This window comes from Moraxella atlantae NBRC 14588 (assembly GCF_001591265.1).
Classification (GTDB): domain Bacteria; phylum Pseudomonadota; class Gammaproteobacteria; order Pseudomonadales; family Moraxellaceae; genus Faucicola; species Faucicola atlantae.
Genome location: NZ_BCUL01000014.1, coordinates 15,824 through 42,090 on the forward strand (window position 1 = coordinate 15,824; position 26,267 = coordinate 42,090).

Consider the following 26,267-nt stretch of genomic DNA (forward strand, 5'->3'; position numbering starts at 1 on the left):
CAAAATTTGCGTTATTGTAGCATATTGCACACCAAAAACGCTTGACGACGCGTTTATTTTAGCAGCCCATACATTTTGAGTTTTTTGCGCAAAGTGCCGCGATTTATACCAAGCATGGCAGCAACTTGGCTTTGGTTGCCGCGCGTGTGGGCAAGCAGCACTTGCAACAGCGGCTGCTCAAGCTGGCTAAGCATCAGCGCGTAGAGGTCACTGGCTGGCTCATCGCCCAACGTGTCCAAATACTGCTGCACGACGATGGCGACGTGTTCGCTAAGACTGGGTAAATCAGCGTGAAAGGCATGATGGGCGGACGCTGGGTTTGGTGCAGCAGTGGTTTGGGTGACAGCGGTTGGGTCAGCGTTAGCAGGGGTGATCGACATAATAAACACAAGTTTCGCGTGAGCAAAATCGCTATTGTAAAGCAAAACTGGGCGCAATATAAGCCAAAATTTGTTGAGCCCAAAGCTTAAGCGTGGTCAAGGCGAACTAATAAAACGGCTCAATATTGACTTGGCGAACTTGGCTTTTGGCAAAATCAAGGCGCAGTTTGATGGGCTGAATTTGATTGGGCAATAAATACTGGCTGTTGGGTTCAGTGTACAGGCTGGCAGGCACGGCAGCTTGTGCTTTGACCGTGTTGCCTTGGCGTAGGGTAATGACAAGGTTTGGGTATAACAACGGCGCGTTACCCGTATTGGTAAGCCGAAAAATCACGTCGGTGTGTTTGGCATTGCCTGTGATGTCTAGTACCTGCGCGTCTGCCCATGTGGTATTGGCGTATGCCAAATTGCAGTTGATGGGTACCGTGTTACACACTTGTGTCAGTAGCGTGGCAGTCGATGGCGTTTGCATCAGGGTATTGACATTAAACACCGCGTATTGCCCAAGCAGTAATAACGCCAGCACCACGCTGCCCAATACCCAAGCCAATGTCATCGCGCCAGTGGATGAACGCGCAGACGAGGTGCCAAGACGTTGCTCAACCTTTTGCATATAGGTAGGCAGATCGCTGGAGGCAAGCGTAGACAGCGGCGGGGTAGGGCTAACCAAAGGTGTTTTTGCCACAGCCGAGGGTGTGGTGGGGGTGGTGGAGTTTGGTTGGTCATCGGCTAATAAATCATCCAGCCAGCTTTCATCCTGCAATTGTTGTGCTTGGTAGATTTCTTTGGCAAAGACGGGTGATGTATCATGCACCGATACAGCAAGATTGTCTAAAATTTCAAAATCATTTGTGGTATTTGATGTGGTTGCAGGTGTTTCGGGGCTTGCCGACGCTGTCGTATCATCATCAAGCCCGATGTTGTCATCAAATATCAGTGTTTCTTTTGTGGTTTGATTGGGCAAAAAATGGTGCTTGCAATGTGCACAGCGCACATAGCCTTTTTTACGCGCAATCAATGATTTTTTGATAGTAAAATGCTGATGGCAATACGGACAGTCAAATTCGGCAGTTGGCATGATACGCTCGTCATCGGGGTTTCAATGTATTGAAACGTATTTTTTTGCCAATGTCAATTCAAGCAGGGCGGTGCAATCCGCCGCCCATCGGTTCAAGTATTGCTCTTACTCAACTAACGATAGTTTGTTAAACATACGTTAATTTTAAGCATAAAAAAATCAGTATGGCTACAAAATCAAATAAATTTAATTTGACAAAATCTAATCTATCCGACGCACACCTGATAAACGGTGCCAATGCTCGTCTTCTTCGTTTTTAAACGTAAAGTCAGCGCTAATGTCAAAAAAAGGCGCGTAGGCTTCGCGCACCGCCTCGACTTGGTTTTCAATCAAACCTGCCAGCACAATGCTGCCATGTGGCTTGAGTAACGTGGCAAAATACGGCGCAAGCTGAATCAGCGGTTTTGCCAAAATGTTGGCGGTGATCATGTCCGCTTGCATATCAGCTTCTTGCCAAAATGTGGCAAACGCTTCGGGCAAAAAGGTCTGCAAACGGTCTTGCACACCGTTTAGGCGTGCGTTTTGTTGGCTTGCCAAGACCGCTTGTGGGTCGATATCGACGGCATAGACGACTTTTGCGCCCAATACCAACGCAGCAACGCCCAAAATCCCTGAGCCACAGCCATAGTCGATGACAATTTTATCCGTCAAATCTTGCCCCGCTAGCCAATCCAAACACAGCCGCGTGGTTGCATGGTAGCCTGTTCCAAACGCCAAACCAGGATCAAGATATAAGTTGGTCGCGCTGGGGTCGGGCGCGTCAAGCCATTGTGGCACAATCCACAAGCCATGCGCACATTCAATCGGTTGATAATGCTGCATCCATTCGCGTGTCCAGTCTTTGTCGGCAAGCTGGCTGACCCACACGCGGCTGGCGTGGCAGCTATCGGCGATGGTATGGCTAAGTGTCTCAAGCTCACTGACACTGGCAAAGGTGCTGCTATCAAACAATGCGGTGACGATGACTTCATCCCACAGTGGTGATTCGTTGGGCATGGGTTCAAACAGCGGTTGGTCACCTGCGTCGGTTAGACTAATGCTGATCGCGCCTGCTTCAAGCAGTAGAGTTTCGGCAAGTTCGGTGTGGTCTTTGGCGCATTGTAGGTGCAGTTGTTGCCAGCTCATGCGGATATCCTTGGTTTTTAAATGATAAGTAAAGTAAATGTTGGTGAACCATCACGGCATAACAGGTGCGACGGGTCGAGCCATGCGTTCGCTGGGGTCGGCGCTGTAATGCGTGTCGGGTCGTTCCGTGGTTGTGTTGGGGCTGTTACCACTTGGGCTAGGGGTTGGATTAAAACTCGGGCTAGGCGCAGGTGGTGGATTACTTTGGCTTTGATTAAAGTAGCTGTTGTTGGCTGCGTCTGGCGCGTCGGTGCGGTTATTGACCACGGCGGTTTGGTTGGTTGCCTCGGCATAGCCTTGGCTGCGCTGCAAACGCGCGTTGATACTGGCAAATGGATCGGCAGCATCTTGCGTGCGTTGGCGTTCGAAGCGGCGTTCTTGTTCTTGGCGATATAGCGCGACGGCGCATTGGCTGCTGTCTTCGGGCAAAAATTTGGTATCGACAGGCACCAGTACAGCATTGGCGCAGCGCTCATCGGAGAGTGTGCCTTCGCCGTTTTGCAGCCACAACGGCTCAATGCGGCTCGGCACTGGCAAGGCAACAGGCGTTAGATACAATCGCTGCATGAAGTCAATCCACATCGGCAACGCGCCTGTGGCACCGCTTAAACCCATCGGCGTGTTGTCATCACGCCCCACCCATACCACGCTGACGCGGTTGCCACTGTAGCCTGCAAACCATGCGTCGCGATAGTCGTTGGTGGTGCCTGTTTTGCCTGCCAGGTTCAGATCTTCGCCCAATTTCAACGCCGCTTTGGCAGTACCGTTTTGCACGACTTTTTGCATGGCAAAATTGGTCTGATACACGGCTGGGGGGCTGACGGGTTGGTGGGTTTTGGTCGTGCCCGTTGGCAATAGCACGCTGTCAAATTCGGCACGCGTCTCATCGCTGACGATTTCAGGCTTAACGGTTTGGATGACTTGCCCCTTGCCATCGACCACGCTGCGAATGGTGTGAATAGGCACACGATAGCCGCCATTTGCCAACACTTGATACACCCCAAGCATATCCAGTGGCGACAAATTCAGCGCACCGAGCAACATGGCAGGGTATTCGGGGATTTTTTTGCTAATGCCCATGTTGTGTAGCTGCGCGATGATGTTGGGCACGCCGACATCTAAGCCGACACGCACCGCCGCTTGGTTGTACGAATTGGCAAGCGCGGTCATCAGTGGCACTTGCCCGTGGCTGCCGCCGCCGTAGTTGGTCGGTGCCCATGTGCTGCCATCGGACAATTTAAGACGAATGGGCGCATCATCCACACTGCTGGCAAGGTTGTATTTGCCTTGTTCAAATGCGGTCAAATAAATAATCGGCTTAAGTAGCGAACCAACTTGACGCTTGGCGTCAATCGCACGGTTAAAACCTGTAAACGTTGTGCCGCTGCCGATAACGGCAAGCAGCTCGCCTGTCTGTGGATCGGCACTAACCAACGCCGCTTGCAGCTGATTGGCGGCCTTGCGGTTGGCTTTATTCAGCCGCTTTAAGCTTTCGCTGACCGCTTGGCTGGCTGCTTGTTGCACCAGTGGATCAAAACTGGTGAAAATCCGCATGCCTTCATTTTTGAGGTCATCGCTGTCATATGTCAAATTTAACTCACGTTTGACAATATCGAGGTAATCGGGAAAACGGCTTTGTCCAATACTGGGCGATTTGATGACATCCAGCGGTTGGGCAATGGCTTGCTCGTACTGCGCTTGGCTAATTGTGTTTTGGGTTAGCATGTTGTGCAGCACAACATTGCGCCGCGCCAATGCCGCATCGGGGTCACGAAACGGATTGTACTGGGTAGGACCTTTGGCAAGCCCAACCAACATAGCGTATTGGTCAAGGCGCAATTCACTGAGCGGACGGTTAAAATAAAACTGCGCCGCTAAGCCAAAACCATTGATAGAGTGATTGCCATTTTGACCAAGATTAATTTCATTGATATAAGTTTGTAGGATTTCTTGCTTACTGTAATGATATTCAAGCAACAACGCCATCAAAGCTTCGTTAGCTTTGCGCTTGACTGTGCGGTCAGAATTAAGGTAAAAATTCTTGATCAGCTGTTGGGTGATCGTCGAGCCGCCTTGCCGTGATCCGCCCGTCAAATTGCTAACCAACGCGCGCGCCGTGCCACGTAGCGAAATCCCGTGATGGGTATAAAATTCGCGGTCTTCGGTGGCAATCAGCGCGTCAATCAGCGGTTTGGGGATGCGCGATATATCAAGCACAATGCGGTCTTCGTTGTTGTCGGGATAAATGCCACCAATCAGCACAGGCTCAATCAGCACGGTGGCCGCGGCATTGGGTTGGGTGCTTTGTAGCTGCACGACGCGATCATCTTGCAAGACCACACGCACGACTTGCTCAGGCGTATGCTGGTTTTGAGAAAAGCCAAACTCACGCGTGTGAATATAATACTCGGTCACCTTGTCGCTGGTTAGGCGTTTGGGGCTGGCTTGATCGGGTTGGTTGTCCTGCGCGTCCTGTGTCTGGGGTGTGTTTGGGTCAGGCAGGTTTTGGCTGTTTGGATCGTCTGGGTTATTGGTGGTCTGTGTGGCTGCTGTCGTGCTGGCATATTGGGCATTGATCGCCGCCATCTCACTGGGTTTTAGCCGAATGGTCTGTTTTTGGTAGGTGCCTCGCGTGTGATAATCATCTGCCGCGCGGTAGTTAATTAGGCTCAGCCAATACTCTAAGTCTTTGCTACGTACAGGCGCGTCTTGGTACAGTTGTAGCGGTTGTGAGTATACTTTGGCAGGAATGTTCCAACGTTTACCCTCAAACTTGCGCGTAATCAAGCGGTCTTGGTGCACGACATACAACGCCAACCACACCAACGCGGCAATCACAACCACGCTAAATACAAAGCTGATGATATAGCCGCCGCGCTGTTGATACAGGCTAACGCGCACCACTTGGCCGCTATTTGGCAAGGGTGAGGATAAAGTGGCTGTGGTGTAAGAGTGCGCGCGCTTGCCCAATTTTTTGCCCAACTGTTGCTTAACGGAGTGGCGATGGCATGACCCATCGGGTACACCATCGATCAGTAAATGGCGCTATGATGACAAAACTTGTCACAAATTTCAATCAATCAACATTTCGCGCCGTTGCTCAATGTAAATACCAGCGTGGTAAATGCTAGTTTGCTTGTTTGGCAGTGGTGGGTGGGTTATCTTGCTTGGGATTTTGCCCATGTTTATCTTTTAAATATCGTTTATCTTTTAAATACCAATGTTTGACCAACCAATAATACACCGCGTTTTTGTGATTAAGCCAAATTTGGTCACGTTCGGATAAATTTGGCTGCTGGGTGAATGTGGCGGCAAATGCGGCATCAGGCATCAACACAATCGGCGCACCTGCAGGCGTGTAGTTGAGGTCTTGCACGTAGTTGGGCTCTTGTAAATTGGGCATGAGCTGCTGTACCTTGAGCTTAAACACGCCGTTACCAAAGTATTTGGTGTAGAGGGCTTGGGTCTTGACGGGGTATTTAATCAGCTTGCCAACCGCTTTTTTTAGCAGTGGATTGGCTTTGTCTAACTGTTCGGGGTGGGCAAGAGGGTTGGTATCGGCAAGGCTTTGCACAGACTGCACGGTAAATGGCGTTTCGGTGACCCAATCGGCACTATTGACGATGCGATAACCCCAACCGTTACGGGTCAAAAAATCATAATCATAAGCGTATTGCAAATTACCGGGTTTGGGCGCGGCACTTGAGTAGGTTTTAAACACGATATCATGCGGCAAAAATCCTGCCTGTTGGCGATATTTGAGGTATGATGTCATCAAATACGTCAGCGCCGCGCCTTGGCTGTGCCCAAAAATATTAAAATCCTTGATACCGCGCGCGTATTGCTGCTTGATCTGTGCCTCGACATCGTCTGCCATCGCCAAAGTGGCAATCGCCCAGCCTGCATGTACCGCCGATTGCGGATTGTCGGCAAATTTGTAAGGTAGGCTGCGCTCACCGACTTGTAGTGCGCCTTGGGCGGGTATCATGGCAAAAAAATAGTTTGCCGCCCAGCTGTCGGTATCTTGAATGGTGCCGCGAATGGCGATCACGGCTGTTTTTTGTGCATCATTGACAAACAACGCCCAGCGGTTTTTAAATGCCACCTCAGGCGCGATATACACCCTGCGGTAGTCCTGCAACGCATTTTGCACATCGCTGGCATCAAAGCGGGTGTTGTTGTCAAACGTATCATCAAACAGTGCCATCAGCGTCATATACTCTTTGGCATCAAAGCCTGGGGTGAGCGTTGCTTGCGCGGTTTGGCTATGTGCCAGTAAAATACAGGCTAATACAGCAAACGGCTTGATGGCTTGTTGGATGGTTTGTGTTATCATCATGGCAAATTTGTCCGTTCAATAAGTTTTTAGCAAATAAGTTTTTAGAAAATAGCTTTTTAGCAAATAGCTTTTTAGCAAATAAGTTTTTGGGTAAATGGTTGGCAAGCGATACTGGCATTGCACGCGTCGGCTGATCGGCGATTGGCTAAAATAAAACCTGTCATAATGACAAATTTATGCCAAAAATTCAATGCTTAGCATGTGTGCCAATCACTTTGCATTTGTCCAAAACACCCCATAATAAGCGCATCTTTTTGCGTTGTTTCGTGAGCATTAGCAATCTTAGCGTCAAATTATGTCCAATTCTGCCCCCCGTGCTTCAACCAATCTGCCCGATACCTACATGGCCGATACCACCGAGCTGGTGCTGCCGCCCGATGGCTGCTGTTTTCATTGCGGCGACCCGTTGCCCAGTGAGCCGTTTTATACACCTGTGCTTGGTGAGGCGCGCGCCATGTGCTGTCTGGGTTGTGAGCTTGCCGCGCAAAGTATCGTTGAGGCAGGGCTTGAGCAGTATTATCTTGATCGTAGCACCATCAACCGCACGGCAAGCCTGCCCGATGCCCTGTATCAGCTGCAAGCGTATGACCACCGCGAGATACAAGCGCAGTTTGTTTATCAGCAAGATCAGTTGAGCGTGGCAGAATTGTCCGTCACCAATCTGCGCTGTGCGGCGTGTAGTTGGCTGATTGAAAGCCGCTTACACGCGCTTGATGGTGTGGCACAATGCCAAGTCAATCTTACTCAACAGCGCATGCGTGTGCTGTGGGATGAGACGCGGCTGCCGATTAGTCAGATTTTGGCGGCGATTCAGGCGATTGGTTATGATGCCAAACCGTATCGGCAAGATACTCACGTGGCGATGTTGGCGCGGCACAATCGGCGCATGGTGTTTCAGCTGGGTGTGGCAGCGTTGGGCGCGATGCAGGCGATGATGTTTGCCGTGGGCATGTATTTTGGTGATTATGATGGCATGGCGGCGCAGGACAAGCAGTTTTTGCGATGGGTGTCGTTGTTTGTCAGTATTCCTGTTGTGCTGTTAGCAGGTGCGCCGTTTTTTGCCTCGGCGTGGTCGGCGTTGCGCGCGCGCCAAGTCAATATGGATGTGCCGATTGCGTTGGCGATTGTGCTGACCTTTGCTGCCAGTATTTATGCCACCACCAGCGGTACGGGTGAGACGTATTATGACTCGGTCAGTATGCTGATTTTTTTCTTATTGGCAGGTAAATACGTTGAGCACAACGCGCGTAGTAAGGCGGCAAATTTGGCGCAAGATTTGGTCGTTGTTGAGCCGATTTTGGTGGCAAAACTTGGTGAGTATGCGGTATTAAGTGCTGATGAATTGGCTGCGCTGCCCGTATCACAGCTTGATGCGCTACTCAAAAACGCCGATACCGTCACCCCTGATAATCTGGTGAGCGCACCCTCGCTTAAAGTCGGTGATATTGTGCGTATTGATGCAGGTAGTAGCGTGATTAGCGACGGGATTTTGCTGTCAGCACACGCGACGGTATCACAAAGCCTACTGACGGGTGAAAGTGATTTAATCACCAAACAGCGCGGCGATGCCATTGTTGGCGGTAGTCAAAATGACAGCCAACCGTTTGTCATGCAAGTCACCGCACTGCCTAATGACAGCCAAATTGGGATCATTGACCGCTTGGTTAATCGCGCACTTAGCGAAAAGCCACAAATCGCGCTACGTGCTGATCGCATGGCGCGGTGGTTTGTTGCGCGTGTGCTGCTGATCGCCAGTGTGGTGTTTGTCGCGTGGTATGTCATCGAGCCTGCGCAAGCGGTGTGGGCAACGGTGGCGGTGTTGGTTGCTACTTGCCCGTGTGCATTGTCCTTGGCAACGCCGATTGCCTTGACGGTAGCCACCAATCGGCTGGCAAGTTTGGGCTTTTTGGCGACACGTGGGCACACGTTGGGCGCGTTGGCAAACGTGACCCATGTGGCGTTTGACAAGACGGGCACATTGACGTATGGGCAGCCTAAGCTATTACACATTGAAACGCTGAACGATGATACCGCCCAAGATAAGACTGACGCGCTGCTTGCCATTGCTGCAGGTATGGAGGTCGGTAGCCGTCATCCAATTGCCCATGCCTTGCTGGGTGCGGCAAGCCAGCTGCATTTACCAACGTTAGACAACCTTCAACACATTGCAGGTGGCGGCATTGCGGCAGATATTGGCGAGCAGCATTATCGCTTGGGGCATAGCGCATTTGCCTTGGATTTAGCACAAGATGACACTAACCGCGCGTTGGTCGATTTGCCCAATCTGGCCGCGCATTCTGCCAGCACCAGCGTGACGCTAAGCCGCCAAACCGCGACAGGCTGGCACGCGTTGGCGCATTTTTATTTTCATGACAAAGTGCGTGAGACCGCACAGGCCACTGTGCACGGCTTGCAGTCGGCAGGCATTGAGGTGCTGATTTTGACAGGTGACCCAAGCGCGCAGGCGCAGCAAGTCGGGCAAGCACTGGGTATTGATACGGTGTGTCAAGGTTTAACGCCCGATGACAAACTGGGGCATATCAAAGCCTTACAAGCCCAAGGCGCGGTTGTGCAGATGGTTGGCGATGGCGTAAACGACGCGCCCGTGTTGGCAGGTGCAGATGTATCTACAGCGATGGCAGGCGCGGCGGATTTGGCACAGGTTGCCAGTGATTCGGTGTTAATCGGCGGTCATTTGACCGCGATTAGCCACGCGCATACCGTGGCACGTAAAACCGAGCACATCATTAGACAAAATATGCGCTGGGCGATTGGTTATAACATTGCTGTGCTAATCCCTGCCGCGCTGGGCTATGTGCCGCCATGGCTTGCTGCGATTGGCATGTCGCTAAGCTCGTTTGGGGTGGTGATGAACGCGCTACGCCTCAAACGCGCTTAACCACCCAATGATAAATTACTCGGATCGCCTTTTGTTATGGAGTGACTGTATAATTAAGTGTTTGAGCGATTTGCGCCTGATTAATTGGGTTTTACACGTTGAGGAATGAGCATGTTTGATTGGTTTCATGCGTTTGTCGATTGGGGTAATGGCATTATTTGGGGTTATTTACTCATTTATTTATTGCTTGGGGTAGGGGTGTATTTCACCGTTGCCACCCGATTTATACAAATTCGCCATTTTGGGCATATGTGGCAGCTACTGAAAATTTCCAACCAGGGCGGGCGTGCAGGTGGTATCAGCTCGTTTGAGGCCTTGATGACCTCACTGGCTGCTCGGGTCGGTACGGGTAATTTGGCAGGTGTTGCCATCGCTATTTATCTGGGCGGGCCTGGCGCGATTTTTTGGATGTGGGTCACCGCTTTGGTTGGCATGTCGACAAGTTTTGTCGAGTCGGCATTGGCTCAGGCCTACAAAGTGCCACACACCGACAACGTGTATCGTGGCGGCCCTGCTTATTATATCGAAAAAGGACTCGGCCAGCGTTGGTTGGCGATCTTGTTTGCGCTGTGTTTGTTGGCGGCGTTTGGGCTGGCGTTTAACGGTGTGCAAGCCAATACCATCGCCCAAGCAGTCAATGAAGCCTTTCATATCCCGACTTGGGTAACGGGTGTTGGGCTGGTGTTATTGACTGCGCCTGTGGTGTTTGGTGGCATGCGGTCAGTGGCAAGAGTGGCTGGCAAGGTTGTGCCTGTCATGGCGATTTTGTACTTGTTGTTGGCGATGTTTGTGGTGGTCACCAATTTACCCCAGCTGCCGTCTGCCATCGCGTTAATTTTCAAATCCGCTTTTGGTGTTGAACAGGCGGCAAGCGGTGCACTGGGCTATACCATTGCCCAAGCGATGATGAATGGCATCAAGCGTGGTCTGTTCTCTAATGAGGCAGGTATGGGCTCAGCACCCAACGCCGCGGCCACCGCGCAGACTTACCCCAATCACCCTGCCACCCAAGGCTTTATGCAAATGCTGGGTGTATTCATCGATACACTGGTCATTTGTACCGCCACCGCCTCTATCGTTATTTTGTCGGGTGTCATTGACCCAAGTGTAGAGCAAGAAGGCATTCAGCTCACTCAGCTGGCGTTGTCTCGCTATGTGGGCGATTTGGGCGTATATTTCATTGCTGTTGCTATTTTCTTTTTTTCATTCACATCCATCATTGCTAACTACAGCTATGGCGAAGCCAATATTGAATTTATTGCAGGGCCTAGGGTTGCTAAAGCGGCGGTGACGGCATTGCGCGTGGCGGTATTGGCGATGATATTTATTGGCGCAATCGCCAATCTAAAAACCGTGTGGGATTTTGCGGATTTATCCATGGGGTTGATGGCATTGATTAACTTGGTTGCCATCGTTTGGCTATCGCCCGTTGCTTTTAGAATCTTAAAAGATTATGAACGTCAGTTAAAAGCGGGCAAGCATCCCACCTTTGACCCCGATGATTTCAAAAAACTGCGTCATGAAGCCAATCGTGATGCTTGGGATCAATGATTTTGGTTGAGCCATAATTTGGGCTGAGCGTCACCCGATATCCCTGCTCAGTAAGCAGGGATATCTTGAGCCACAAAATACCTTTGATAAAAATAGGCAGCTGATCGGGTTTGGTGGGTTTGCAAAATCGGCAATCACAACCAGCTTGATTTTTTAAAGCGATAATACAACAACGAACAAATCGTCAATATGATCAGCAGCACGATAAAGTAACCGTATTGCCAGTGCAGCTCGGGCATATTATCAAAGTTCATCCCATACACGCCTGCAATTGCTGTTGGTACCGCCAAAATACCTGCCCACGCTGCCAGCTTACGCACGACCTCGTTTTGCCCCATTGTCACCACCGCCATGTAGGTATCCATCGCCACGCTTAGCATCTCATTGAGCCCGTTTACGGCATCTAGTGCGCGCAGCAAATGGTCATTAACATCACGAAAATACGGCTTGGCTTGGTTGGGGAAATTGGGCAAAAAATCTTCTTTTTTGTGATTGATAAAAAAATTACAAATATCTTGCACGGGCAAAATCACCGCGCGCATATGCACCAGTTGTGATTTAAGCTCATACATGTTGCGCAAGGTTTGTTTGTCAAAATCTTCTGAGAAAATCTCGCGCTCTTGCTCGCGCAAATAACGCCCAAGCTTATCGGTAATCGGCAAATAGTTATCGACCACAAAGTCCAAAATCGCGTGCAGCACAAAAATTGGCCCCATACGCATTTTTTCGGGACGGCGGTGGCAATAATCACGCACACTTTGGTAGCTGTGTGACGCACCTTGGCGAATCGTGATGATGTACTGCTTGCCCATAAAAATCGCTGTCGTGCCGTAGCGAATGGTGTAATCGGTCAATTTGGCAGTACGCACGACCACAAACACGCTGTCATTGCCATAGCTTTCGACCTTGGCGCGTTGGTGCTCAGCAAACGCATCCTCAATCGCCAGTTCGTGCAAGTCAAACGCCTCTTGCACCTCACGAATGGTCTCAGCTGTCGGATCATGCAGCCCAATCCATACAAACACATTGTTGTTTGCCAGCTCACGGCGCACGTCATCAAGCTCAATCACGCCCAAGTTTTCGCCCGTTTTGCGTGAATAAGCAAAGCAGTTAGCAACCTCGTTTTTGCCCGTAAAGCGTGATTCAATCAGCTGGGTGTCAGCGTCGGGGTCATAATCGCGCACGGGCATTTCAATCGGTGCATAGACCTCAAGGGTGCCTTGGTCGTTTGGATAATCGTTGTAATCATTAAAGCCGAAATCACCCGTTGGGAATTGCTCTTTGTCAATTTGGCGAAAATGCGCTTCTGCCAAATCATGCGGCATGATTTCGTGGCTCAAAAAGCCCTCAGGCAAAATCAGCGTGTCGTCATCATCGTCCTCAGGGCGGGTTTGGTGGCGTGACGGGTCATGCGGTGGCGTCATGGGTAAGTCTCCTGCGTGAGGTGGATGAAACAACGCTTAAGCGTTGCGTGTCATTACAAACATATGATGAATGCGATAGGCAATCCGTCAGCGAGTATCGGCTCAAATAAAGGTCAAATCACACGCCACAATCAAGCAACTAGGTAGAAGTTGGTGCAATGATTAAACAGCGTGATCTGGGGTTGGTGAAACAAAATGAATCAAACAACAAACTAAATTGCGTACTGCTTAAGCGTGTCTAAATCAACCAGATTCAACACACTGTCATGGCAAGCCTCAAGCTTAATGGGCGGTGCAACGCCTGCATCTAGTGCCTCAAGCCAACGTAGCGCGCATACGCACCAAAAATCGTTGGGCTGTAAACCCAAAAAACCCATCTCAGGCAATGGCGTGATCAAATCATTGCCGCGCGAAAATGAAAACTCTAAAAATTCGCGGGTCATTTTGGCGCAAACTGTATGCATGCCAATATCGCGCGCGCCCGTGTGGCAAAAACCATCACGATAAAAGCCCGTCAAAGGTGCAAAACAGCAGCTTGCCAGCGTCGTGCCTAGCACGTTGGTTTGATTGGCATGGGGGTCAAAACCGTGTGACATCGCGCAGCCCGTCAAATCTTTTCAAGTAAATGTGATAAGCGCTTAAAATTAAAATCAAACGCCGCCGCCAAGATAGTAAACAGTAAGACAGAAAAAAATTTAGGCGCATATTTTGACATGCTTGTGCCAGTGCGTCAAAATCTTTTTGAATCAAACCGTCAGCCAGTAGCATTGCAGATCATCTGCCGCACACGCGCCGATAAGCTTGGCGACAAACGCATGAAACCAACAGGCAAACCAGAAAAAACTGCCCACCCCTGCGCTAGCTATGCTACAATAAATCCCCGTACGACAAGATTGGCGGTTTGGCACACACCGTGTCATACCAATAGCATACACAATTTGATGATAAAAACTAGGAAAGATCGGGCGTATGGGCGAGGCGTTTGTCAATCACAATCAGCAGCATTTTGGCACAATTGCCGCGCTTGAGGGCGATAACACGCGCGAGCAAGCATGGCTATTGCCCGATGGGGTCAGCGATTTGCTGCACACCGAGGCACTCAAACAAGAGACCTTGCGCTACCAACTCACCCAAATTCTGCTATCACATGGCTATCAATTGGTCAGTCCGCCGTTTATCGAATACACCGAAAGCCTGCTGCACAATGCCAGCGAAGACCTCAAACGCCAGACCTTTCGGCTGATTGACCAGCTCACAGGGCGTTTGATGGGTTTGCGTGCCGATATCACCCCACAAATTGCACGCATTGACGCGTATTTACACAACAACCACGCCAAAACCGATGGCAAAACTGCCAACGCTGTGGCACGCTACTGCTATGCAGGGCACGTGGTTTATACCTTGCCAAAAGGCTTATTTGGTTCACGCACGCCATTACAACTGGGTGCAGAAATTTTTGGTGCGGCAGATTTGACTGCCGATCAAGCCTTGTTTGACGTGCTGCATGCTTTGCTGGCAAGTACCCAGCTGGTCAGCCAATGCCATATTGACATCGGGCATGTGGCGATTTTTCGCGCGTTGGTCAAGCAAGCCGATTTATCCGCCAGTCAGCAAGATGAATTGAGCAAATTGTATGCCAACAAGGCGTTGCCTGAGCTTGCCAAGTTTTGCCAAAATCTTGGCGCGCAAGGTGGGCAAGCGGCACAACTGGCGCAAGATTTTTATACCTTGGTGCAAGATGGCAACGATTTAGCCCGATTGCAAGCCAATCTATCGCCTATTGCTCAGCAAAACGCCGATATCGCGCAAGCATTGGCGGACTTACAAGCGTTGGTGGCATACTTGCGCCAAACATGGCAAACCGCGACCGTAAGCGTCGATGTCAGCGAATTGCAAGGCTATCATTACCACACAGGTGTGGTGTTTCAGGTGTATGTTGGCAATGATGCGTTGCCGTTGGTGCGCGGGGGGCGGTTTGTCAATCCACACAGCCTGCACACGCGCCCTGCGACAGGCTTTAGCGCGGATTTGACACGTTGGCAAAACCATGTCACTGCCATACCTGTAGCCTTGATCGTGGTGCCGTTTGCCACATGGCAAGCACACAGACAAGATGACAGCCTACAAGCAGCAATTGCCAAATTGCGTGCCAACGGGCAAGCGGTGGTGGTGGCGGTTAATGAGTACGACATGCCTACCGCCAGTCATGAGTTGCGCTGGCAAAACGGCGATTGGCAAGCGGTGGCGCGTTGATTTTTATTGGCAGTTTTTTGGCAGTTTTTTAACAGTTTTTTCATAAAATAGTAGCAAGCGAGGTGACAGACGTGGCAACGGCTGAATTTGGCAAAAGTGTGGTTGTCTTGGGCAGCCAGTGGGGCGACGAGGGTAAAGGTAAAATCGTCGATTTACTGACCGAAAAAGCAGGCGCGGTGGCGCGTTATCAAGGCGGACACAATGCAGGGCATACGCTGGTGGTCGGCGGTAAAAAAACCGTATTGCATTTGATTCCATCGGGTATCTTGCGTGATGACGTAAAATGCTACATTGGTAACGGTGTGGTGCTTGCCCCCGACGCGCTACTAAAAGAAATGCAAGAACTTGAAGATGCAGGCGTGCCTGTGCGCGAGCGTTTGCGTATTTCGCCCAATTGTCCGTTGATTTTGCCACAGCACGTTGCCCTTGACCAAGCCCGCGAGCAAAAACGCGGTAACAATAAAATCGGCACAACAGGACGCGGTATTGGGCCTGCCTATGAAGACAAGGTTGCCCGCCGTGCAATTCGCTTTGCCGACTTGTTCCGCGCCGATTTTGCCGATAAGCTCAAAGCCAATTTAGAATTTCATAACTTTGCCTTGACCCAGTATTATGGGGTAGAGGCGGTGGATTTTGATGACACCTTGGCGTTGGCAAAATCATGGCAAAACGCGCTCAAAGACTTGGTTGCTGATGTCACAGGCGAGCTTGACACATTGCGTAAAGACGGCAAGCATTTGATGTTTGAGGGCGCGCAAGGCACGCTACTGGATGTGGATCATGGCACCTATCCGTTTGTCACCAGCTCAAACACCACCGCAGGCGGTGCGTGTACAGGTACGGGGCTTGGGCCTTTGTACATCGACTATGTGCTTGGTATCACCAAAGCTTATACCACGCGCGTGGGTTTTGGGCCGTTCCCGACTGAGTTGTTTGATGAAACAGGCGAGCACTTGGCAAAAGTTGGGCAAGAGTTTGGCGCAACGACAGGGCGTGCGCGTCGCTGTGGTTGGTTTGATGCGTCGATTTTGCGCCGTGCAGTGGTGCTCAACTCCTTGTCGGGTATCTGCTTGACCAAGCTTGATGTGCTAGACGATTTAGAAGAAATCAACATCTGCACAGGCTATGAGCTGCCACAAACCGAATTTGCAGGCGCAAGCGATGCCGAGTTTTATGCCAATGTCAAACCTATCTATGAAACCGTACCAGGTTGGCAAACCAGCACTGTTGGCATCACCGAGTATGACAAACTGCCCGAAAATGCCAAAAATTATATCAAACGCATTGAGCAGTTGATTGAATGCCCTGTCGATATTATCTCAACAGGTCCTGACCGTGAGCAAACCATCGTGCTGCGTGACCCCTATAATGCCTAATGACTGACTAATTTAAATCATTCAGCCAAATTTGGTTGAGTCTTACAATAAAGAACGGTGTTATATCGTTCTTTATTTTTTTGCCAAAATTTCTTGATCGGGGCAGGCTGGGTAAAGTTTTTTATCAGATAAAAGGCAAAATTTTTGTTATGATTGGCGCACACTGGCAAACTTGCCGCGTTTGTGCTGATGATTAAACCGTTTGCGGTGACTTTGCGTCAGTTTTGTGTTGTATTTGAGGGTGAGCAGTCGCAATAGGATTTGGCGGCGGCTGATGGACGATTTGATTGAGGGAGGATGGGGTGATGTGGACAAATCCCGTGTTGTGGGCGGTCATCGTGATGTTGGGGCTGTCACTGGTGCGTGTGCACGTGGTGTTGTGTTTGATTGTCGCAAGTCTTGTCGGTGGGCTGTTGGCAGGTTTGCCGTTGGCAGATGTCACTGATACGGCAGGTACGGTGGTGCGTGAGGGGGTGCTGACGCATTTTCAGCAAGGGCTTGCCAATGGTGCGCAGATTGCGCTGTCGTATGCGCTGTTGGGCGCGTTTGCGGTGGCGATTTCGCATTCGGGCTTGCCGCGGCAGGTGACAGGTTGGGCGGTGCGCGCGCTTGATCGCAGCGATGCAAATACAGATGGTCAGTCAAATCGCGGCATGACGCGTATCAAATGGACGATTTTATTGGGCCTGGTTGCCATGAGCTGCGCCAGCCAAAACTTGATTCCAATTCATATTGCGTTCATCCCACTGATTGTACCGCCGCTATTGGCGATCTTCAACCGCCTACAGCTTGATCGCCGTGTGGTGGCGTGTGTGATGACGTTTGGTCTGGTCAATACCTATATGTTTTTGCCGTATGGCTTTGGCGATATTTTTATTAACCAAATTATTTTAAAAAACATCAATGATGCAGGGCTGAGCACACAAGGCGTGTCGATTTATCACGCGATGGCGATTCCTGCGTTGGGTATGCTGACAGGTCTATTAACGGCGATTTTTATCACCTACCGCAAGCCGCGCGTGTATCAGCAAACCGCGCTTGATGGGCAGTTGCACCAGATGGCGCAGCAATATAGCACTGATGATGTCCAGTCAGCCAATCCACATCCAGCCAGTCAAAAGTTGGCAAAACACCAAAGTCTGATCGCGCTGCTGGCGATTGCGGTGGCGTTTGGTGTGCAGTTATACACCGATTCGCTGATTTTGGGGGCGTTGTTTGGCTTTGGTGTGTTTATGGCAACAGGGGTGGTCAAGTGGCACGATGCGGATAATGTGTTTAACCAAGGTATCAAGCTGATGGCGATGATCGGGTTTATTATGATTACCGCGCAGGGCTTTGCTGCGGTAATGACGGCAACCGAGCAAATTAAGCCGCTGGTGGATGCCAGTACCCAGTTGTTTGCAGGCTCAAAGGGCATGGCAGCGGCGATGATGTTGCTGATTGGCTTGGTGGTGACGATGGGCATTGGTTCGTCGTTTTCAACTGTGCCGATTATCGCGGTAATTTATGTGCCATTGTGTGTGGCGATGGGTTTTTCACCCACGGCAACGGTGGCGTTGATTGCCACAGCAGGCGCATTGGGCGATGCAGGTTCGCCTGCGTCGGATTCTACCTTAGGGCCAACCTCAGGGCTTAACGCCGATGGGCAACACGACCATATTTGGGACAGCGTGGTGCCGACGTTTTTGCATTACAACATACCGCTGCTGGTGTTTGGTTGGATTGCCGCGATGGTGTTGTGATATACAAGCCCGCTGATGCTATCGCCTTGGTTCAATGACCTTGCATTGGCACTTGCCAATTTATTGACCTCCGCCCTTACTGCCATCACGGGGGTGGGTGGTGGCATGATTTTAATCGGTTTGATGCCGCTGTTTGTGCCTGCCGCTGCGGTCGTACCCGTGCATGGGGTGACCCAATTGGTTAGCAACGCCACACGCGCGTGGTTTGGGCGTGAGGCGTTGGATTGGCGTTATGTCGGGCAGTTTTTGGTGGGGTCATTGGTTGGTTTGGCGGTGTTTGGTGCGCTGATTCGCTATGTTGAATTGACGCTGATTCCGCTATTTATCGGGGTATATATTTTACTGATTACTTGGTCATCTGCGTTTAATCGATTGATTCGACGATTTGAGAGCTTTTTTTGGGTCGGGTTTTTGCAAACGGGGCTTGGTGTGTTTGTTGGTACACCAGGACCGCTCAATATCGCCGTACTCAATAAACATTATGACAATAATCACGTGGTTGTTACCACAGGTGCGTTGATGATGACCGTGGTGCACAGTGCCAAACTGTTGGTGTATCTGAGCATGGGCTTTGCGTTTACCGAGTATTGGCAGCTGCTTGTCATGATGGTGATAATGGCAACGGTAGGTTCTTGGCTGGGCACACGCTTGCGTCAGCGGATCAGCATGCCATGGTTAAAAAAGGTGCTGCCTTGGTTATTGACAGTGCTTGCTCTACGGCTCATCGGCGGTATTGTATATCAGCAGTTTTTGGCTCACTAAGGCTTAGCACCACAGTGATTGGTTATTGTTGGTTATTATTGGTTATTAAAGTGATTGCGTTAACACTTGCGCATTCCACAATACCTCTTGTCCGCCGTCTAAACGGCTAACCACGCGCGCCAAGACAAACAAATAATCCGACAAGCGATTGATAAACTGTAAGCCTGCGGCAGATACATCGCCATCACGCGTTTGCAAGCGCACCAATACACGCTCAGCATCACGTGCCGTTGCGCGCGCGATATGCACTTGACAACACGCCACCGAACCTGCAGGCAAAATAAAGTCTTTGAGTGGCGGCAAGTCAGCATTCCATGTATCAATTTGGGTTTCTAATGCCGTCACATGGTCTGCCGTCACGCCAATATATTCGGGCATGGCAAGCTCACCACCAAGATTAAACAACACATGTTGAATCATGCTCAAGCTGTCATCAAACTTAGGCTTATCAGCCAAGAGGCTACGCACCATACCCAACTGCGCGTTAAGCAAGTCCAACGCGCCCATGGCATCAAAACGCCCATCAGATTTTGCCACGCGGCTACCATCGGCAAGCCCTGTTGTGCCATTGTCACCCGTGCGCGTGTAGATTTTGCTCAGACGATTACCCATATTAATTCCTCAATGGTGGTTATAGACTTGAATTTGGTTTTTTTTGCCACTATTTATGCTAAATGGATATAGATATGACAGCAACGCAAACCAAAAATTATGTAAAAATAGCGTTTGTCATCTTGTTGTCATGTCAGTTTCATGCTAGTGTCACATTGTTGGCGTTAAATAGTCAATACGCAAGGCAAACAATCAGCATTAATTTTAAAAGATTGACCTGACAACCAAGGCATAAATAAATGCGCCAACCTTGCGCCGTTTGCGTGATGCAAATGTAGGATAAAGCACGATTGAGTCAATCGTAAAAACGAAACAAAAAGGAGTATAACCATGTCATTGTCATTACACAGCGCGTTTGAGTACGAAACCGACGTGATTTTCTTTGATGAAGGTGATGACGCAGTCGAAATGTAATCGCTACTCGTCTGCGCTTGCTTGTAACAAGCGCATTATAAAACTGCCAACCTCTTGACATCGTGTTAAGAGGTTTGTTTTTTTGAGCTAAAAATTTGACGATGTCACATGAACGCTTAGTGGTGCATGTGATGGCTGTGAGCAGCATGCTCGGTTTGCCCACCTGTTTGTTGGTCTGTGGTCATGGGCGCGTTCATCGGCAACGTCATGGGATCGTCGGGCATAGTAGCCATGTGAGGTTCATGCATGGTTGATGTGTCGTGCACCATCGTGTGGTCATGCCCGTGCCCACCTTGGTGCATCGTTGCCATCCACATCGGCACCACCATCACCGCCACACCTGCTACAGTCAGCAACGCGCCGTTAATCTGACGCAAATGCCACTGCCGAATCGTACGCTGTAATAGCCCAACTGTGGCTTGCGTCGCCACCAACATCGGTAATGTACCCAGTCCAAACGCCACCATCAGCGCAGCACCCGTGACGGTATCGTGGTTTGCCACCGCCAACATCAACGCGCCATACACCATGCCACAGGGCAACAAGCCCCACAACAACCCTGCAAACAACGCCTTGGGCACGCTGTCCATCGGCAATACGCGCCGACGTACGGGTGCCATCGCTTGCCACAGGCGCGCACCCACACGCTCAAGCCGCGCCAACAGCGGCACCCCCAGCAGCGTTAGCCCAATGATAACCAGCACCGCACCCAACAGCACACGCGGTGCTGACTGGTGCATCAACGGCGCGAACAACGCCACGCCAACACCGCTTGCCACTACGCCAAGTAAGGCATAGCTGATCAGCCGCCCCACATGGTAGCCTGCCACCAACACAGATTTACGCGCAGGCGTCATGCCTTGCATAGACAGTCCAAACGCGGTCACAATGCCACCGCACATACCCAAGCAGTGTGGAGAGCCAAACAACCCAAGGCTAAACGCCGCCAATAAAATCGCGCTATTCATCGTGTGGTGCACCTTGTTGTGTGGATGAAGGTGTCGGTAAATCGGACTTTGCCGTCGATGCTTGCTTGCTTGCTGGCTTGGCTGCACGCTCAGCAAGCTGCTGACGGCGTAGTTGGCGATCATCAAGAATCACACGCTGCGCTTCATTATCGAGGTCATCAAACTGGCGCGTGCGCACCGCATAGTACACCGCAAAAATCCCCACCACAAAGAAAAACAGACTAATGGGAATCAAAAAATACATACTCTGCATGGCAGCCCCCTAAATACCCACACCCGTCACAGGCAAGTATTTAAAAAAAGTATTATAACGGGTTTTAGCCAAACATAAAGCCAGTCAGCAGGTTTAATCCTACCAAATGACACAAATAAACCATTGAATACATGGTCAAAATCCCCATAATCAAATCAGCAGGTGCTTGATTTAACTTAACATTGAGGTTACTAAGCACCACATTGAGGTTACTAAGCACCAAATCATCCAAAGGAGCAGACCATGCCCAGTTTATTTGACCGCTTGCCCAAACTTTATATGCCGCGCAGAAAACACCTACTGACGCTATCTGCCGCGCTGTTGGTTGGTGCGCTGCTTGTACCAAGTGCGAATGCCGCCAACGTGACCATTGACGTGCGTACGCCCGAGGAATTTCAAATCGGGCATCCTGATGGCGCAATCAATATTCCGCATAACCAAATTGCCAGCAAAATCGCCAGTCAAGGTGTGAGCAAATCCGACACCATCAAGCTATACAGCCGCGGTGGTGCGCGCGCCGACCAAGCCAAAGCCGCACTAGAAGCGGCAGGCTACAGCAATGTCAGCGTACAAAACTAATACCAATCGCCTCTAAAGTAAAACATTTGTTGATACTTGACGATAAGATAACTAATAGCTAGCTAGAACGACCATGTGCGTCAATCCACACAGGCTCTGGCTCTAGCCATACCCCAAACTTTGTGTGCACTTGGGTTTGGATCAGATGCATAGAAGCGGCAATATCCGCTTGGATGGCGCGATACGGCGCATGGTTGGTCAAAATCAGCGCGTGGTGTTGGTGGGTCAAAATCGGCGCAATGCCACCGTCTTTTAGACCTGCGTTTTCAATCAGCCAACCTGCCGCCAATTTGGTCAAGGTCGGGTCAGGTGTGCCATCGGCGCCTTTGACTGCAAAATTCACCAAATTAGGATAATCATGCAACAGTGCTTGCGCTGTCTGCATTTTGACAATCGGATTTTGAAAAAAGCTACCACAATTTGGCAAGGTGGCAGGATTAGGAATTTTACGCTGACGAATGGCGATGACCGCGTGCATGACATCAGTAGGCGTGATGGTCGTACGCCCATTTTGCTCGGCAATGCTTTGGGCAACTTGCGCTACGTCGCCATAATTGAGGTTCACGTCAGGAATTTTTGATAGTTTAAACGTCACGCTGGCAATCAGCCAATCACCTGCTTGTTGTTTAAACCGGCTATCACGGTAGCTAAAGTGGCATTCGGCATTGCTAAGGACATGCCAAGTCAAGCTTGGTAAATGTAGTGCGCGCACTGCCACCAATACATCCGACACCTGCACACCATATGCGCCGATGTTCTGCACGGGCGCAGCACCCACCCAGCTTGGAATCAGCGCCAAGTTTTGCAGCCCATACCAACCTTGTGCCACTGTGTGCATGACCAAATCGTGCCAGTTTTCCCCTGCCATGACCTCAAGCGTCACGCTGTTTTCATCTTCTGCCAACACTGTCATGCCCATCAGCGCAGGCGACACCAATGTTGCCTCAAGCATGGGCGGCAAAATCACGTTACTGGCACTTGAGACGATCACATACGCTTGCTTTGTTGCGTGTAAATCGGCAATGATTGGTATGATCTCATCCAAAGCGGTCAAACGGATGACGTTGTCGGCTTGACAGCACAATGCCATGGTGTTGGCGATATAACCAGAAGGTGGTATGATGGCAGTCGGGGCAGTGTGTTCGGTCATTTGGCAATTCTCGCTCTACTGTTTGCTACAGCCTTGTGTTTGGCAGCCTGTATGTGATTTACCCTTTTATGATTCAATAGCCTTCATCGTCGCTGCCATAGTGGTTGCGTTCGCGCAGCTGCTCAAGTTGACGGCGTTGTTTTTTGTTGGGTCGGCGGTCGGGGCGGGCAAGGTTTGCCAGTTTCTTTTGTTGTAAGAAAAATTCGCGTTGGCTGACGCTTTCATCGGTTTCTTGATACAGGCGGCTGGCGGCGGTAGCATTGCCGCGTACGTCAGACAATGCCAATACCTTGACGGTTTTTTGGGTATAGTTGGTCGCCGAGCCTTGGCGGATGGTGAGGGTGTCACCGACGGTGATTTCTTTACTCACCTTGACGCGGCTGCCGCCAAAATGTACGCGTCCTGCCTCGATGGCTTCTTTTGCCAGCGTGCGCGTGCGATAAAACCGAGCTGCCCATAGCCATTTATCAAGGCGGATTTTTTGCCCATTAAATTCATTGGGGGCTAAGTCGGTTATCGGCGCGTCATCATGTTCGGCGATATTACCAGTGTGGATCGCGTCAGTATCTGGATCAGTATCTTGGGTAACTGGGGATTGCCAGTCCTCATAGATGGGGTGGCGGTCGGTGTAGGGGTTGTGGATGGGATCGGCTGGATATCTTGGTGCTGACAAAGTAGTTTCCTAGTGGTGTGATGGTAATTGGATAAATTAACTAAACTGTATATAGTAGCACAATATATGGTAGCACAATTGGCAAGTTAGACCAATGTGGGCACGCTGTGCAAATATTGGGCTGGTATGATGATTTTGGCAAAACTTGCTGATGATTGACAAATTTTGGCACATTTTACCCAAGTGACAAATTTTGTCAGTCATACTGACAAAATTTGTCAATTAAAAAAACTTGACTATTGTGGTAAAAATAAGCAATAAATTTTATTAAATGCGATGATTTTGGCTATTTATCTGCAATTTGGAGTATTTTATCGCTTGATGCGTACGTAAATTACAAAGTGGTATGTTTATTGCACGATAATCATCAGTAATTCTTGATATATGATGACAGTATTTCATAATGAATTTATATGATTTGTTTGACATATCAGTTTTTTATTTTTCTAAATAAGCTGTGTATATAGTTTGATAAATTGATTGCGTGGAGCAGTTATGAACCATATTTATAAAGTGATTTTTTGTAAAGCTACAGGCGTGTTTGTCGCGGTGGCGGAGTTTGCACGGGCGCATGGCAAAAAAGGCAGCGGTGCGGTTGGGCAGGCAGGTGAGGTAAAAGCGTCTGCTACCAGCGTCAAGTATTTTGCTTTGACAGCGTTGTCAGGTGCGATGATGGTGGTCAGTGGGCAAGCGATGGCGGCCGTGGTTAGTGCGACAGGTACAGGTGGTGGTAGCCCAACGTCATCAAATGCCAATTCACTTGCAGTCGGTAGTGGCTCAACGACTACAGGCGCTGGTACCAACTCTACTGCTGTTGGCATAAGAGCCTCAACCTTAAGACAAGATGGTGGATCCACAGCAGGCTCAACAGCGGTAGGTACGAATGCTCGTGTTCAGGGCGCTGAGGGTTTAGCGATAGGTTACAATGCCATTGCAAAAAAAGATACGAAAGGTGATGGTGCACAAAGTGTAGCAGTCGGTGCTTTGTCTGAAGCTGCTTTTGGGGGAGTGGCTGTTGGTCATACAGCACAAGCAAATGATGAGCAATCTGTCGCGATCGGTCAATTGACTCGAGCAGTTGGTGCTCAATCCATCGCAATAGGTGGTGACACAGTATCACAAGGTGCGTCATCCATCGCTATTGGTGGGGATGACTTGGATGAAGCATCAAAAATGAATGCCGATGGCACCGTGGCAGGCACCCAATTAAACTCGGGTAATATTGCTGCCACATATACGCGATATACTGGTAAGCAAATGGTTGATGCCAGTTCAACTGCTGCTCGGTATCCAACAACAACTTCAGGCGTGGCTGCTGTCGCAATTGGTGTGCAGTCTCGAGCATCAGGTGGTTTGTCAGCAGCAGTTGGTACATCATCAATCGCTTCTGGTATTGCCGCAACGGCATTTGGCGTGGGGTCAGAAGCAGCACGCGATAACTCGGTTGCATTGGGTGCAGGTTCAACCACAGCCAATGCAGCGCAATCAGTGAAGTCTGCTGAAGTTAATGGTATAACCTACGGTGGCATCACCGTTGGTAATGTGACTTACGGTAACTTTGCTGGTAGCGCAAGTGTAGATCCAGGTGACCAAGTTTCAGTCGGTAGTACAGGCTATGAGCGCCAAATCAAAAACGTTGCGCCCGGTGCTATCACCGCTAGCTCAACCGATGCCATTAATGGCTCACAGTTATATTTGACTCAACAAGCATTGGGTAATGTTGCCAAATCAACTGCCACAAATTTAGGTGGTGGGTCGAAAGTTGGTGCTGATGGCAATCTAACTGCACCAACCTATAACGTTGTCACCCCTACAGGCAGCAACTATAAAACAGCCAATAATGTAGGTGATGGCTTATCAAACCTAAATGCTTATGTCAATGAAGGCTTTAAAGTACAAGGCAATGGCACTGCACAGGGCACGGTAACCCCAACCGAAGCAATTAATTTTGTTAATGGTACCAACACCACAGCCACTGTATCACCTGAAGCCAATGGCGTTACCAACGTTACCTTTAACGTCAATACAACCACGCTTACACCAAACGCTAGTACAGGTACAGTAGCAGCAGGCAATACCACAGGGCTAGCCAATGCCAATGATATCGCCAACGCCATCAACAACGCAGGCTTTACCCTACAAGCCCAAGGTAGCAACGGCAGCTTAGTCAAACCAGGCGCAACGGTGAATCTAAACAGCTCTTCACCAAGCCTACTAACCGTAAGCAAGAACGCAGCCGACAATACCGTAAATTTTGACCTCAGTCAAACCGCCAAAGATGGTATTGCAAAAGGTAATACCTCGGTTCAAGCCATCACCACACGCATTAGCAACGACAACGGCACAAGCAAAACCGAAGCTCAAACCATTAATCAAGATCAACAATATGCCGACTTTGTCGCAGGTGATAACATCAGGCTAGAGCAGGCGACAGGCGGTGGTATCAAAATCAGCAGTACTGCAAGTGCCACTAACAATGCAGGCTTCAACCTACAAACCAATGGCGACACCGCAAGCTTGGTCAAAAACGGTGACACCGTTCAACTGCTAGACGGACAAAACATTGCCATCACCCGTGACGGCAACAACATCACCGTAGCCACCACAAAAGACCTGGTAGCAGACAGCCTAACCACAGGCAACACCGTCGTAAACAACGATGGCGTCACCCTAACAGGCGGTAACAACC

The 26,267-nt window shown here is 50.0% G+C and carries 20 protein-coding genes; 8 read left to right on the forward strand and 12 right to left on the reverse strand.

Going from position 1 to position 26,267, the window contains the following annotated elements; genetic code table 11:
• Positions 1 to 53 precede the first annotated feature (53 nt).
• From MA2_RS10910 to MA2_RS08165, 5 genes are all read right to left on the reverse strand, one after another.
• Positions 54 to 380, reverse strand: a complete 327-nt coding sequence (locus MA2_RS10910) for a helix-turn-helix domain-containing protein (RefSeq protein WP_079352207.1) — start codon at positions 378 to 380, stop codon at positions 54 to 56.
• 106 nt (positions 381 to 486) lie between these two features.
• Complete coding sequence (locus tag MA2_RS08150) at positions 487 to 1,458, reverse strand: MJ0042-type zinc finger domain-containing protein (protein ID WP_067058721.1); 972 nt, start codon at positions 1,456 to 1,458, stop codon at positions 487 to 489.
• A 201-nt stretch (positions 1,459 to 1,659) separates the two neighbouring features.
• Positions 1,660 to 2,583, reverse strand: coding sequence for a 50S ribosomal protein L11 methyltransferase (prmA, locus tag MA2_RS08155; protein ID WP_067058724.1), 924 nt, complete (start codon positions 2,581 to 2,583; stop codon positions 1,660 to 1,662).
• 51 nt (positions 2,584 to 2,634) lie between these two features.
• Positions 2,635 to 5,565, reverse strand: coding sequence for a penicillin-binding protein 1B (mrcB, locus tag MA2_RS08160; RefSeq protein ID WP_245945316.1), 2,931 nt, complete (start codon positions 5,563 to 5,565; stop codon positions 2,635 to 2,637).
• Between the two features lie 145 nt (positions 5,566 to 5,710).
• Complete coding sequence (locus tag MA2_RS08165; RefSeq protein ID WP_067058726.1) at positions 5,711 to 6,922, reverse strand: lipase family protein; 1,212 nt, start codon at positions 6,920 to 6,922, stop codon at positions 5,711 to 5,713.
• A gap of 343 nt (positions 6,923 to 7,265) precedes the next feature.
• Between MA2_RS08165 and MA2_RS08170 the strand changes: the two genes are divergently transcribed.
• Both MA2_RS08170 and MA2_RS08175 read left to right on the forward strand, forming a co-directional pair.
• Positions 7,266 to 9,821, forward strand: a complete 2,556-nt coding sequence (locus MA2_RS08170; protein WP_245945375.1) for a heavy metal translocating P-type ATPase — start codon at positions 7,266 to 7,268, stop codon at positions 9,819 to 9,821.
• Positions 9,822 to 9,932: 111 nt separating this feature from the next.
• Entirely contained in the window at positions 9,933 to 11,372 is a 1,440-nt protein-coding gene (locus MA2_RS08175; RefSeq protein ID WP_067058752.1) for an alanine/glycine:cation symporter family protein, read from the forward strand.
• 134 nt (positions 11,373 to 11,506) lie between these two features.
• Here the strand turns inward: MA2_RS08175 and corA are convergent, their stop codons facing one another.
• Together corA and MA2_RS08185 are read right to left on the reverse strand one after the other, a co-directional pair.
• Entirely contained in the window at positions 11,507 to 12,562 is a 1,056-nt protein-coding gene (gene corA, locus MA2_RS08180) for a magnesium/cobalt transporter CorA (protein WP_067058753.1), read from the reverse strand.
• A gap of 446 nt (positions 12,563 to 13,008) precedes the next feature.
• Complete coding sequence (locus MA2_RS08185) at positions 13,009 to 13,392, reverse strand: DUF2237 family protein (RefSeq protein WP_067058730.1); 384 nt, start codon at positions 13,390 to 13,392, stop codon at positions 13,009 to 13,011.
• Between the two features lie 373 nt (positions 13,393 to 13,765).
• Between MA2_RS08185 and MA2_RS08190 the strand changes: the two genes are divergently transcribed.
• The 4 genes from MA2_RS08190 (at position 13,766) to MA2_RS08205 (ending at position 18,929) form a co-directional block, all read left to right on the forward strand.
• Complete coding sequence (locus tag MA2_RS08190) at positions 13,766 to 15,049, forward strand: ATP phosphoribosyltransferase regulatory subunit (protein ID WP_067058732.1); 1,284 nt, start codon at positions 13,766 to 13,768, stop codon at positions 15,047 to 15,049.
• A gap of 71 nt (positions 15,050 to 15,120) precedes the next feature.
• Complete coding sequence (locus MA2_RS08195; protein ID WP_067058755.1) at positions 15,121 to 16,425, forward strand: adenylosuccinate synthase; 1,305 nt, start codon at positions 15,121 to 15,123, stop codon at positions 16,423 to 16,425.
• A gap of 305 nt (positions 16,426 to 16,730) precedes the next feature.
• A complete protein-coding gene (locus MA2_RS08200) occupies positions 16,731 to 18,167 on the forward strand; it encodes a Na+/H+ antiporter family protein (protein ID WP_067058734.1) in 1,437 nt (478 codons plus the stop codon).
• 15 nt (positions 18,168 to 18,182) lie between these two features.
• Positions 18,183 to 18,929, forward strand: a complete 747-nt coding sequence (locus tag MA2_RS08205) for a sulfite exporter TauE/SafE family protein (protein ID WP_067058737.1) — start codon at positions 18,183 to 18,185, stop codon at positions 18,927 to 18,929.
• A 45-nt stretch (positions 18,930 to 18,974) separates the two neighbouring features.
• On the opposite strand, the gene MA2_RS08210 is transcribed toward MA2_RS08205, so the two are convergent.
• The 3 genes from MA2_RS08210 to ccoS all read right to left on the reverse strand — a co-directional run bounded on the left by MA2_RS08210 (position 18,975) and on the right by ccoS (position 21,176).
• Positions 18,975 to 19,541 (reverse strand): cob(I)yrinic acid a,c-diamide adenosyltransferase, encoded by a 567-nt coding sequence (locus MA2_RS08210; RefSeq protein WP_067058739.1) that lies wholly within the window; start codon positions 19,539 to 19,541, stop codon positions 18,975 to 18,977.
• A 530-nt stretch (positions 19,542 to 20,071) separates the two neighbouring features.
• Positions 20,072 to 20,923: a sulfite exporter TauE/SafE family protein gene (locus MA2_RS08215; RefSeq protein ID WP_067058741.1), complete on the reverse strand. Its 852-nt coding sequence runs from the start codon at positions 20,921 to 20,923 to the stop codon at positions 20,072 to 20,074.
• Positions 20,916 to 21,176 carry a cbb3-type cytochrome oxidase assembly protein CcoS gene (ccoS, locus tag MA2_RS08220; RefSeq protein ID WP_067058743.1) on the reverse strand — a complete coding sequence of 87 codons (261 nt, stop codon included), beginning with the start codon at positions 21,174 to 21,176 and terminating at the stop codon, positions 20,916 to 20,918. The genes MA2_RS08215 and ccoS overlap by 8 nt, the downstream gene beginning before the upstream one ends.
• 243 nt (positions 21,177 to 21,419) lie before the next feature.
• On the opposite strand from ccoS, the gene MA2_RS08225 reads away from it, so the two are divergent.
• Complete coding sequence (locus MA2_RS08225; protein ID WP_067058745.1) at positions 21,420 to 21,755, forward strand: rhodanese-like domain-containing protein; 336 nt, start codon at positions 21,420 to 21,422, stop codon at positions 21,753 to 21,755.
• Between the two features lie 58 nt (positions 21,756 to 21,813).
• Here MA2_RS08225 and murB read toward each other — a convergent pair whose 3' ends face one another.
• Both murB and MA2_RS08235 read right to left on the reverse strand, forming a co-directional pair.
• A complete protein-coding gene (gene murB / locus MA2_RS08230) occupies positions 21,814 to 22,905 on the reverse strand; it encodes a UDP-N-acetylmuramate dehydrogenase (protein ID WP_067058747.1) in 1,092 nt (363 codons plus the stop codon).
• 73 nt (positions 22,906 to 22,978) lie between these two features.
• On the reverse strand, positions 22,979 to 23,422 hold the full coding sequence (locus MA2_RS08235; protein WP_067058758.1) for an RNA-binding S4 domain-containing protein: 444 nt from the start codon (positions 23,420 to 23,422) through the stop codon (positions 22,979 to 22,981).
• Positions 23,423 to 24,073: 651 nt separating this feature from the next.
• Here MA2_RS08235 and MA2_RS08240 point away from each other — a divergent pair.
• On the forward strand, positions 24,074 to 26,267 hold a 2,194-nt coding region (locus MA2_RS08240; protein WP_303621077.1), incomplete at its 3' end, for an ESPR-type extended signal peptide-containing protein.